The 11332-nt window shown below is 70.0% G+C and carries 10 protein-coding genes and 5 tRNA genes; 5 read left to right on the forward strand and 10 right to left on the reverse strand.

Translation table 11 applies throughout. From position 1 onward, the window contains the following. Positions 1-51: 51 nt before the first annotated feature. A complete protein-coding gene (locus O3W51_RS18815) occupies positions 52-543 on the reverse strand; it encodes a DUF4188 domain-containing protein (protein ID WP_138356490.1) in 492 nt (163 codons plus the stop codon). Between the two features lie 83 nt (positions 544-626). Between O3W51_RS18815 and O3W51_RS18820 the strand changes: the two genes are divergently transcribed. Continuing rightward, positions 627-1274: a MerR family transcriptional regulator gene (locus tag O3W51_RS18820; protein WP_187145332.1), complete on the forward strand. Its 648-nt coding sequence runs from the start codon at positions 627-629 to the stop codon at positions 1272-1274. Between the two features lie 71 nt (positions 1275-1345). Here the strand turns inward: O3W51_RS18820 and O3W51_RS18825 are convergent. From O3W51_RS18825 to O3W51_RS18865, 9 genes are all read right to left on the reverse strand, one after another. After that, positions 1346-1418, reverse strand: a tRNA-Glu gene (locus tag O3W51_RS18825). 31 nt (positions 1419-1449) lie between these two features. Then, positions 1450-1521, reverse strand: a tRNA-Gln gene (locus O3W51_RS18830). 12 nt (positions 1522-1533) lie between these two features. Beyond that, positions 1534-1606 (reverse strand) — tRNA-Glu (locus O3W51_RS18835). A 61-nt stretch (positions 1607-1667) separates the two neighbouring features. After that, a tRNA-Glu gene (locus tag O3W51_RS18840) sits at positions 1668-1740 on the reverse strand. Positions 1741-1761: 21 nt separating this feature from the next. Beyond that, a tRNA-Gln gene (locus tag O3W51_RS18845) sits at positions 1762-1833 on the reverse strand. Positions 1834-1921: 88 nt separating this feature from the next. Continuing rightward, positions 1922-2653, reverse strand: a complete 732-nt coding sequence (locus tag O3W51_RS18850) for an HAD family hydrolase (RefSeq protein ID WP_269287016.1) — start codon at positions 2651-2653, stop codon at positions 1922-1924. A 56-nt stretch (positions 2654-2709) separates the two neighbouring features. Further along, entirely contained in the window at positions 2710-4191 is a 1482-nt protein-coding gene (gene gltX, locus O3W51_RS18855) for a glutamate--tRNA ligase (protein WP_269287017.1), read from the reverse strand. Next, on the reverse strand, positions 4184-4966 hold the full coding sequence (locus tag O3W51_RS18860) for a fumarylacetoacetate hydrolase family protein (protein WP_138356493.1): 783 nt from the start codon (positions 4964-4966) through the stop codon (positions 4184-4186). The genes gltX and O3W51_RS18860 overlap by 8 nt, the downstream gene beginning before the upstream one ends. 96 nt (positions 4967-5062) lie before the next feature. Then, the gene (locus O3W51_RS18865) at positions 5063-5245 is read right to left on the reverse strand and encodes a hypothetical protein (protein WP_138356494.1); all 183 of its coding nucleotides are present in this window, start codon (positions 5243-5245) and stop codon (positions 5063-5065) included. Between the two features lie 602 nt (positions 5246-5847). Here O3W51_RS18865 and O3W51_RS18870 point away from each other — a divergent pair. The 4 genes from O3W51_RS18870 (at position 5848) to O3W51_RS18885 (ending at position 11148) form a co-directional block, all read left to right on the forward strand. Continuing rightward, the gene (locus O3W51_RS18870; protein ID WP_198357702.1) at positions 5848-9654 is read left to right on the forward strand and encodes a sensor histidine kinase; all 3807 of its coding nucleotides are present in this window, start codon (positions 5848-5850) and stop codon (positions 9652-9654) included. Positions 9655-9663: 9 nt separating this feature from the next. Next, on the forward strand, positions 9664-10077 hold the full coding sequence (locus O3W51_RS18875; protein WP_138358229.1) for a roadblock/LC7 domain-containing protein: 414 nt from the start codon (positions 9664-9666) through the stop codon (positions 10075-10077). Between the two features lie 77 nt (positions 10078-10154). Further along, entirely contained in the window at positions 10155-10562 is a 408-nt protein-coding gene (locus O3W51_RS18880) for a DUF742 domain-containing protein (RefSeq protein WP_138358185.1), read from the forward strand. Further along, positions 10543-11148: a GTP-binding protein gene (locus O3W51_RS18885; RefSeq protein WP_374117340.1), complete on the forward strand. Its 606-nt coding sequence runs from the start codon at positions 10543-10545 to the stop codon at positions 11146-11148. Before O3W51_RS18880 ends, O3W51_RS18885 begins: the two co-directional genes overlap by 20 nt. Positions 11149-11332: the final 184 nt, after the last annotated feature.

An 11332-nucleotide genomic window follows, 5' to 3' on the forward strand; every position in this document is an offset into this window, starting at 1 on the left:
GCACCGGCGCGCACCTGTTTCCCGTCCCCGGACGGCAGCCCGCCCGGTGCGTCAGCCCGCCCGGTACGCCAGGCGCTCCTTGGCGCTCTCGCCGCGGCGGCCGACCGGAATGACCCCGGTGGCCTCGCCCAGGCCGAACGCCGGCATGTTGATGTAGACCTGCTCGTAGCTGCCCGCGGGCACCGCGTAGGTCTCGTGGAAGAAGCCGACCTTGTTCTTCCCCGCCCGCACCCGCCGGCTGAAGGCCGCCCACGCCGGGCGGTGCTCGCCGTCCTGCGCCGAGGCGTAGGCGATCAGCTGCTCACGCGACTCCCAGTACTGGGTCACCTCGAAGACCCGCGGCATGCCCAAGTGGAGCCGGAAGCCCAGCAGTCCTCTCTCCTTCTCCCGCGACAGCTCCTTGAGCATGCGCGGCATCGCCCTCATCACCGGCCACCAGCTGCGCAGGGCCCAGAAGTTGTTGATCCGCATTCCGATGAGAAAGACGATCACCTCACCCTCCACGGCGGCGGTGGTCCGGCCCTCGAACAGTTCGGCGCTCATGGTGGCTCCCCGGTGTCGATGTATTGGATAGCTTCACTATCCATGGTTGGATAGTGAAGCTATCCAAGGAAGGGCGCAAGAGGATGAAGCTCGCGGAACTGAGTGAACGCAGCGGACTCCCGGCCGCCACGATCAAGTACTACCTGCGGGAGCAACTGCTGCCCCCCGGCCGCCGGATCACCGCCACCCAGGCGGAGTACGGCGACGACCATCTGCGCCGGCTGCGCCTCGTCCGGGCCCTGATCCAGGTCGGGAGGATGCCGGTGGCCACCGCGCGCCAGGTGCTGGCGGCGGTCGAGGACGAGTCGCTGGACCAGAACACGCGGCTGGGTGCCGCCGTCTGGGCGCTGCCGCAGGGCCCGAAGCCGGTCGAGGACGATCCGGCGACCGCGGTCGCCCGGCGCGAGGTGGAGCTGCTCATGCGGCGGCTCGCCTGGCAGGAATGCCTGGACGCCGGCGAGGAGGCCCCGGCCTGGGCGACGCTCGTGGTGGCGGTGTCGGCACTGGTCCGGCTCGGATATCCCTGTGACGCCGACGACTTGGCGCCGTACGCCCGGGCCGCGGCCCAACTGGCCGTTACCGACCTGGACCTTGTCGAGGGGTTCAGCACCCCCCTCGAACAGGTCGAGGCGGCGGTCGCGCTCACCGTGCTCTACGAGCCGGTCCTGCTGAGTCTGCGCCGACTCGCGGAGGCCGAGGAGTCCAACCGCCGTTTCGGCACCGGAGATTGAGCGCCGGCCCGGCGGGGTGCGGGGACACAGCAAAGAGGCCCTCCGCCGTGGCGGAGGGCCTCTTCGATACGTACCCCCGACCGGATTCGAACCGGCGCTACTGCCGTGAGAGGGCAGCGTGCTAGGCCGCTACACAACGGGGGCTCGCACTTGCTTCAACATACGCGGTACTGCGCTGGGGTACCAGGACTCGAACCTAGACTAAGGGAACCAGAAACCCTCGTGCTGCCAATTACACCATACCCCATGGTGTGTCAAGTACCCCCGACCGGATTCGAACCGGCGCTACTGCCGTGAGAGGGCAGCGTGCTAGGCCGCTACACAACGGGGGCCCTAGCGATCCTGCATCGTCACGGTCAGGTGCGACCCGAAGGTGACGGAGAGAAGGATCTGTACCCCCGACCGGATTCGAACCGGCGCTACTGCCGTGAGAGGGCAGCGTGCTAGGCCGCTACACAACGGGGGCTCGCACTTGCTTTGTACTGCGCTGGGGTACCAGGACTCGAACCTAGAATAAGGGAACCAGAAACCCTCGTGTTGCCAATTACACCATACCCCACCAAAACACAACCCCCTGGCCGGGGGTTTGTTTGATGTTGCGCTTCCGGCCTGGCCTTTCGGCCCGGTTGGGCGGCGCAGGAAGAACATTACCCGATGGGGGACGGGGCTCCAAAACCGGTATTCGCAGCCAGCAGCGCGGGCAGCTCAGCCAGTCCGATGATCCTTCGCAGGCCCGACGGGATATCCGGTCCCGCGGCGGTGCCCCGGCGGTCCAGCCAGATGCCGAACAGACCCGCCTCGTCCGCACCACGGGCATCGATCTCGGGCTGGTCGCCGACGTACGCCACCTCGGCGGGCGGCAGGCCCAGCGCCGCGCACCCCGCCAGGAACGCCCCGGCGGCGGGCTTGCTCACCCCCAGCTCCGCCGCGCACAGCAGCACCTCGAAACGGTCCCGCAGCCCGAGCGTGCGCAGCTTGCGCTCCTGGTGGACGGTGCTGGAGTTCGACAGAACTCCCTGCCGGTAGCCGGGCGCCAGCGCCGCCACGGCGGGCGAGGCGTCCGGGAACAGGGCCCAGGCGGCCTCGTAGTGGGAGACGTAACGGGAGAACCAGGCGGACGCCTCCGGGTCGCTCAGCGGCTCACCCAGGAACTCGCGGACCCGGTCGCGGCGCTGGCCCTCGTAGTCGACGGCTCCGTCCGCGAAACGCTGCCAGTGGCGCGCGGTGATCAACTGCCAACGACCGAGGGCCTGGCCGGCGGATTCGGATCCGCCGGCCAGGCCCTCGGCCACCACATGCTGCACAAACCCCTGCTCGTCGGCTGTCGTGAAGTCGAACAGGGTGTCGTCTACGTCCCAGAGGACCGCACGGATCGGCATGCCGCCAACCCTAGGACGGTGGCCCCGGAGCCGTCAGCCCCAGGACCGGACAGGCCCTAGCCGGCGAGCTTCGCCAGTGCGGCGTCGACGCGGGCCAGGGTGCGCTCGCGGCCGAGCACCTCCAGGGACTCGAAGAGCGGCAGGCCGACCGTGCGGCCGGTGACCGCCACGCGGACCGGGGCCTGGGCCTTGCCGAGCTTCAGGCCGTGCTCCTCGCCGGCCGCCAGCACGGCGCCCTTCAGCGACTCCGGGTCGGACCAATCCGCGTTGGCGAGCTTGGCGCGGGCGGTGCGCAGCAGGGCGTCGGAGCCCTCCTTCATCGCCTTCTGCCAGGACGCCTCGTCCTCGGCCGGCTGGTCCAGGAAGAGGAAGTCGACATTGGCCGTGATGTCCGAGAGGACCTGGAGGCGGGTCTGGGCGTACGGGGCGATGGCCTCGAAGGCCGCCTGGTCGAACGCCTCGGGGGCCCAGGGTGCGAACGGCGCCTTCAGCCACGGGGCACAGGCCGCCATGAACGCCTTCACGTCCAGCATCCGCAGGTGCTCGGCGTTGATGTGCTCGCACTTCTTGAGGTCGAAGCGCGCCGGGTTGGCGTTGACGTCCGCGATGTCGAAGGCCGCGACCATCTCCTCCATCGAGAAGAGGTCCTGGTCGGCCGAGAGGGACCAGCCGAGCAGCGACAGGTAGTTGAGCAGACCCTCTGGCAGGAAGCCGCGCTCGCGGTACAGGTTGAGCGAGGACTCCGGGTCGCGCTTGGAGAGCTTCTTGTTGCCCTCACCCATGACGTACGGGAGGTGGCCGAACGCCGGGGTGGTGCCGTTGCCGACGCCGATCTCGGCGAGGGCGCCGTAGAGCGCGATCTGCCGCGGGGTGGAGGACAGCAGGTCCTCGCCGCGCAGCACGTGCGTGATCTCCATCAGCGCGTCGTCCACCGGGTTGACCAGCGTGTAGAGCGGCGCCCCGTTGGCCCGGACGATGCCGAAGTCGGGCACGTTCTCCGGGGTGAAGGTCAGCTCGCCGCGCACCAGGTCGGTGAAGGTGATCGGCGCGTCCGGCATCCGGAAGCGGACGATCGACGTGCGGCCCTCGGCCTGGTAGGCCGCGATCTGCTCGGCGCCGAGGTCACGGCAGTGGCCGTCGTAGCCGGACGGCTTGCCTGCGGCGCGGGCGGCGGCCCGGCGGGCGTCCAGCTCGGGCGTGGTGCAGTAGCAGTCGTAGGCGTGCCCGGCGTCCTGGAGCTTCTTCGCGACGTCCGCGTAGATGTCCATGCGCTCGGACTGCCGGTACGGGGCGTGCGGGCCGCCGACCTCGGGACCCTCGTCCCAGTCGAAGCCGAGCCAGCGCATCGCGTCGAGCAGCTGCTGGTAGGACTCCTCGGAGTCCCGGGCCGCGTCGGTGTCCTCGATACGGAAGATCAGTTTGCCCTGGTGGTGCCGGGCGAACGCCCAGTTGAACAGGGCGGTGCGGACCAGGCCCACATGCGGGTTGCCGGTCGGCGAGGGACAGAAACGGACGCGTACGGGGGATGCGCTAGCCACGCTTGATCACCTTGTTGGTGAGAGTGCCGATGCCTTCGATGGAGACGGCGACCTCGTCGCCGACGTTGAGCGGTCCGACGCCTGCCGGGGTGCCGGTGAGGATGACGTCGCCCGGGAGCAGCGTCATCGCCTCGGTGATGTGCACGATCAGGTCCTCGATCGAGCGGACCATCTGGCTGGTCCGGCCCGCCTGGCGCAGTTCGCCGTTGACCGTGGCCGTGATGGCCAGGTCGGAGGGGTCCAGATCGGTCTCGATCCAGGGGCCGAGGGGGCACGCGGAGTCGAAGCCCTTGGCGCGGGCCCACTGGCCCTCGGCGCGCTGCGCGTCACGTGCGGTGACGTCGTTGGCGCAGGTGTAGCCGAGGATGACGTCCTTGACGCGTTCGCGCGGGACCTCGCGGCACAGCCGGCTGATCACGACGGCCAGCTCGGCCTCGTGGTGCACCTCGTTCGAGAACGAGGGGTACACGATCGGGTCACCGGATCCGACCACGGAAGTGGACGGCTTGAAGAAGGCGACCGGGACCGCGGGGACCTCGTTGCCCAGTTCCGCGGCGTGTTCGGCGTAGTTGCGGCCGATGGCGACGACCTTGTTCGGGAGCACCGGCGGAAGGAGCCGGACCTTGCTCAGCGGCACCTTGGTGCCGGAGAGCTCGAATTCGGCGAACGGGATGCCCTTGATGATGTCGAGGACGAGACCGTCGGGGACGGTCGGGTCGCCCTCGACCGCGCCGAAGGCGACATTGCCGTCGATGGAGAACCTGGCGATGCGCACGGGAAGCTGCTGCCCCTCACTGGCCGAAGACTGGATCTCTCCAGGTTAACGTGAGGCCCCGGGCGCACCCTGCTGATTTCCGCCGCTGCCCGTGGTTCAGGCGGTGGGCGCGTCCATGAGGATCGTGCGGCGCGGGTTGGCCGTCTGCTGCGGCAGCTCGTCGCCGATGATGTCCTCGGCCGCGATCACCGGGGCCTGCAGTTCCTCGGCATCCTTGAGGTGCATGAGGGTGGTGCGGCGCGGGTTGGCGATCGGGCGGAACAGCATGGTGGTCTTCATGGGGTGTCTGGGCCTCAGGGGGTCGGGGCGCCGGTTGCGACGCGGGTCTGCGGGGTCACCTGGGTGCACTGGTTTACAGAACGCTGCCGTGCGTAAAGATCCAGGCTAGTGGCGACAGTTCCCCGATTTACGCGACCCAGGCAACGATCTCGTTGTGATTTTGCTCACGAACTACCCGGCATAAGGCCCGAATCGGGCGGTCCGCGCCCCTCCACCAAGCGGACATTACGGGAGTTCACGGACCTTACCCTCCACCCGGACACGAGCCGTTCGCCCTGCCCGGAGCGCCCTTCGGTGCCCAAAAGTTCCAGAATCGCGGGCTTTCGCCGAAACGGACCTGAACGCTCTGTGCCCGGACCGGCGCAGTCAGTCACTCATGTCATTGACTGGGCTGCGGCCCTTGTTGGAGATCCTGCACTGTGCTGGAATTCCCCGGACCGCCACATCAATCGAAGCCAGCGCGTCAGGGGGCGCGTACGAGCATCGAGTGGCGGTGAAGGGCATCGTCGGTCATCCCTACTCCGGGATCACCGGGGCCCCCATGACTCGACACCGTCCCGCCGCACATGCGGGGGACGCCTGGTCCAGAGGTTGCGACGCTAGTGCAGGGACGTTTCAAGAGGGACAGCGGCGCTGCGGGCGACCCGGAGCAGCCCGGCGGAGCCAACAGCGGTCCGTCGCCGCAGCGATCCGACGACGCCGTGAACACCGCGGCCGCCGGACGCTCAAGCACGCACAGCGGCATCGACGCCGGCCGGATCACGGGCGGTGTCGGTAAGCCAGGCCCCCGAATAGCCATGCGCAACTGGAGGATCAGCACCCGTCTGATCTCTCTGCTCGCCCTGCCGGTGGTCGCGGCCACCTCGCTCGGTGCGCTGCGTATCTCCAGCTCGCTGGACAACATCGCCCAGCTCGAGCACATGAAGCAGCTCACCGAGATCACCGAGCACGCGACCGACCTCGCCGGCGCGCTGCAGGAGGAACGGGACCGCTCCGCGGGACCGATGTCCTCCGGCACCGGCAAGAGCGACGACGCCGTCGGCGCCTCCCGGGAGACGACCGACCGTTACCGCAAGCTCTTCCAGAGCACCACCGACGACGTCGACCCGAACGACCAGGTCTTCGTCGGTGTCCGCTCCACCCTGCTCGCGATCGAGCAGCAGCTCGGCAGCATCAACGAGATCCGTGACCAGGCCTACCAGCAGCCGCAGTACATCGCGCTGACGGTCAACAAGTACGACTCGCTGATCCAGTCGCTGCTCTCGCTGTCCCAGGACATGGCGCAGGCGACCAGCAACCAGGAAATGATCCGCAGCACCCGCGCGCTGGCCGCGTTCTCCTCCGCCAAGGAGTTCGAATCCATCCAGCGCGCGGTGATCAGCGCCGCGCTCGCCCCGCAGGGCGGCGTCACGCTCTCGGAGAACGACTGGCAGTACGCGAAGGCCGCCGCGCAGTCCGAGAAGACCGCGCTGACCCGGTTCGGGAAGATCTACGGCGGCGCCGACTCCGTCGAGCTGATGGCCCCCCTCGAGGGCGGCAACGACACGATCAAGAACCACGACACCAACGCCACCCGGATCCTGAACTCCAAGGGCGGCATCAACACCTTCCAGGCCACCGGAGCCACCTACCGCGACTGGGACGACGCCGCCCGGAGCAAGATCCAGGCGATGACCAACATCGAGCGGTCGCTGCTCAACGAGATGCAGCAGCAGGCCCTCAAGCTGCGGGGCGAGGCCCAGCGCCAGGCGATCATCGACGGTGCGATCATCCTGATCGTCCTCGGTGTCGCCGTCGTCGGCGCCTTCATCGTGGCCCGCTCGATGATCCGCTCCCTGCGCCGGCTGCAGGAGACCGCCCAGGACGTCGCCCAGAAGCGGCTGCCCGAGCTGGTCAAGCAGCTGTCGGAGTCCGACCCGCAGGACGTCGACACGTCCGTCGTCTCGATCGGTATCCACAGCCGGGACGAGATCGGCCAGGTCGCCCGCGCGTTCGACGAGGTCCACAGCGAGGCCGTCCGGCTCGCCGCCGAGCAGGCGCTCCTGCGAGGCAACGTCAACGCGATGTTCACCAACCTCTCGCGCCGCAGCCAGGGCCTCATCCAGCGCCAGCTCTCGCTCATCTCCGAGCTGGAGAGCCGCGAGCAGGACCCGGACCAGCTGTCCAGCCTCTTCAAGCTCGACCACCTCGCGACCCGTATGCGCCGGAACGGCGAGAACCTCCTCGTCCTCGCCGGTGAGGAGCCGGGCCGCCGCTGGACCCGCCCGGTCCCGCTGGTCGACGTGCTCCGTGCCGCCGCCTCCGAGGTGGAGCAGTACGAGCGCATCGAGCTCACCTCGGTGCCCGCCGCCGAGGTCACCGGCCGTATCGTCAACGACCTCGTCCACCTGCTCGCCGAGCTGCTGGAGAACGCCACCTCGTTCTCCTCCCCGCAGACCAAGGTGAAGGTCACCGGCCACGCGCTGCCGGACGGCCGGGTGCTCATCGAGATCCACGACACCGGCATCGGGCTCTCGCCCGAGGACCTGTCGGACATCAACGAGCGGCTCGCGAACCCGCCGACCGTGGACGTCTCGGTCTCCCGCCGCATGGGCCTGTTCGTGGTCGGCCGGCTGTCCCTGCGACACGGCATCCGCATCCAGCTGCGCCCGTCGGACTCCGGCGGCACCACCGCGCTCGTCATGCTGCCGGTGGACGTCACGCAGGGCGGCCAGAACGCCAAGAACGCGGCCGCAGGCAAGCGCGGCCCGATCGCGACGGGCATGCCCGGTACGCCCAACGGCCCCGGCGCCCCCGCCACCAACGCCTTCGGTGCCCCCGCCGGTCCCGCGGGACAGGTCGGCCGGCCGCCGCAGCGCGGCCAGGTCGCGGGCGGCGGGCAGCGCCCGGCGCTGAACTCCGGCGGCGGCCCCGGCCTCGGTGGCCAGGGCGGCACCGGCACCCGGCGCGGCGGCCAGCACAACGGCCAGCCGCAGGGCCAGCCGCAGCCGTCCGGACCGAGCTGGGCGCAGGGCGGCCAGCCCCCGCAGGGCCAGCCGCAGCGCAGCGGGAACCCGCAGCAGGGCTTCCCCGCTCCGGCCGACCGCGGCCCGGCGATGGACGCTCCGCGCGGCCACGAGGACGTGGAGTCCACCGCCAGGTTCGAGCGCCCCGACTTCGACGGCCCGCCGCCCGGCTCACGCCCGGCACCGCAGCAGCCGCAGCCGCGGGGCGACTACCAGCGCCCGAACCCGGGTGCCGGCTCCCGGCAGGACGCCGGTCTGCCGCTCGGCGACCCGTTCTCCCCGACGAACAACCCGTACCCCGCGCCCACCGCGCAGGACGCGGGCCCCGGCGGCTTCCGTTCCGACGTCTTCGGCGGAGCACCGGGCCCGGCCCCGGTACGCGGCGGGGCTCGCCCCGACGGGTACCAGCCGGAGTCCACGGGTGAGTTCCAGCGCCCCGCGCAGCCCGACAACAGCGGTACCGGCGAGTTCCCGCTGCCGGCCGGCCGGCAGCAGGCCGGCCCCGGCTACCCCGACGGCCGGACCGACACCGGGCAGTTCCCGGTGGTCGGCACTCCCCCGGCGGGCGACCGGTCGCTGACCGAGCCGTACCCGGGCCAGAACGTCCCGGCCCAGGGTCTGCCGCAGCGCGGCGGGCCTCCGGCCGCGGGCGGGTTCAACGGGAACCGGCCGCCGCAGCAGGGCCAGCCGTCGCAGAACGGCCAGCAGGGCAATCAGCAGCAGGGTTACCCACAGCAGGCCAACCGGCAGCCGAACCGCGGCGTCGAGCCGCAACTGCCGCCGGTCAACGAGCCGATGGCACTGCCGCCGGCCCCGCCGCGCGGTGACGAGCCCACGCCGATCTTCGCAACGATGGAGTCCGACTGGTTCCGTACCGGTCAGGCCGAGCGGATGCAGCAGGTGCACGTGGAACGGGCGGCGCCCGCCGCTCCCACCGCCGCCGCGCCCGCGGCTCCGGCCCGTCCCGCTCCGCAGCCCCGGCAGACGCCGCCGGCCCAGCCGCAGCAGCAGCCCCAGCGGGCCCGGGCCGAACAGCCCGCACCGGCTCCGGTCCAGGCGCGGCCGGTCACTCCGGCCCAGCCGACCCAGCCGGCGCCCCGGGAGACGCCGAACTGGCGCACCTCTCCCAACGACGAACTCCGGCAGCGGGCCGAACAGGTCCGCGAGCCGTCGGCGGGCGGGGTCACTCCCTCCGGTCTGCCGCGCCGGGTACCCAAGGCCAACCTGGTCGCAGGCGGGGCAACCCCCCAGCAGGCGCCGCAGGGCGGTCCTCAGGTCTCCCGGGCGCCCGACGATGTGCGCGGCCGGCTGACGAACCTCCGGCGTGGCATCCAGCAGGGCCGCGAGGCAGGCAATGGCAACACCGACGGCCGGGGCTTCGGCACGAATAACCAGGAGCGATAGTTGAGTGCGATGAGCCAGGCGGCACAGAATCTGAACTGGTTGATCACCAACTTCGTGGACAACACCCCTGGGGTGTCCCACACGGTGGTGGTCTCCGCCGACGGCCTGCTGCTCGCGATGTCCGAGGGTTTCCCTCGTGACCGCGCCGACCAGCTCGCCGCCGTCGCCTCCGGCCTGACCTCGCTCACCGCCGGAGCCTCCCGCATCTTCGAAGGCGGCGCCGTCAACCAGACGGTCGTGGAGATGGAACGCGGATTCCTCTTCCTCATGTCCGTCTCCGAGGGTTCCTCGATCGCCGTACTCGCTCACCCCGAGTGCGACATCGGCCTCGTCGGGTACGAGATGGCCCTGCTGGTCGACCGGACCGGGACCGTCCTCACCCCCGACCTCCGCTCCGAACTCCAGGGCAGCCTGATGCACTGACTGCTCTGATCACGTTTTCACCGCACGATGCGTACTTCCTGCACCGAGACCGTTTTGCCCGGACACGGAGGACCCTCATGACCCCGCCACCCGCCTCGCCGGGCCCGTACGGCGCGTCCCACCACGCGCCGTACGGGGATGAAGGCGACCAGCCGCTGGTGCGGCCGTACGCCATGACCGGTGGCCGTACCCGGCCGCGCTACCAGCTCGCCATCGAGGCGCTGGTCAGCACCACGGCCGATGCGGGCCAGTACCAGGGGCTGCTCCCCGAACACCAGCGGATCTGCCACCTCTGCCGGGAGATCAAGTCGGTCGCGGAGATCTCCGCGCTGCTGGGATTCCCGCTCGGCGTGGCCCGCATTCTCGTGGCCGACCTCGCCGAGGCCGGCATGGTCGCTATCCACCAGCCGGGCAGTGGCGAGGCCGGCGGACAGCCTGATGTGACACTGCTCGAAAGGGTGCTCAGTGGACTTCGCAAGCTCTAGACCGCAACCGCAGGCGGCTTACGGCCCGCCTGTGGCCCGGTCCACCACCTCGGCCAAGATCGTGGTGGCGGGCGGCTTCGGCGTGGGCAAGACCACGTTCGTCGGCGCGGTCTCGGAGATCAACCCGCTGCGCACGGAGGCCGTCATGACCTCCGCGTCGGCCGGGATCGACGACCTCAGCCACGTCCAGGACAAGACGACCACCACGGTGGCGATGGACTTCGGCCGAATCACCCTCGATGACGACCTGATCCTGTACCTGTTCGGTACGCCGGGCCAGGACCGCTTCTGGTTCATGTGGGACGACCTGGTGCGGGGCGCGATCGGCGCCGTCGTGCTGGTCGACACCCGCAGGCTGGCGGACTGTTTCCCGGCCGTGGACTACTTCGAGAACAGCGGCCTGCCGTTCGTCGTCGCCCTCAACGGTTTCGAGGGCCACCAGCCCTACCGGCCGGAGGAAGTACGCGAGGCGCTGCAGATCGGGCCCGAGGCTCCGATCATCACCACGGACGCCCGCCACCGCGGCGAGGCGAAGAGCGCGTTGATCACGCTCGTGGAGCACGCATTGCTGGCTCGACTCAAGTAAGCCTTCATGGTTGCCAGTTGTCCCCAGGACCGGCTGTGTCATTTGACACGGCCGGTTCTTGCGTTCATAACGTTTCGACAGAGAATCGACGGGTGGCGAACACCCCCCGCGCTCGACTGGTTCCGTTGCGGTGATACCAGTCGTGCGATTTGGCACCCCAAAGAGCTTATGCCCTATTTATGTC

It is taken from the genome of Streptomyces sp. H39-C1 (assembly GCF_027158125.1).
GTDB lineage: Bacteria > Actinomycetota > Actinomycetes > Streptomycetales > Streptomycetaceae > Actinacidiphila > Actinacidiphila fildesensis.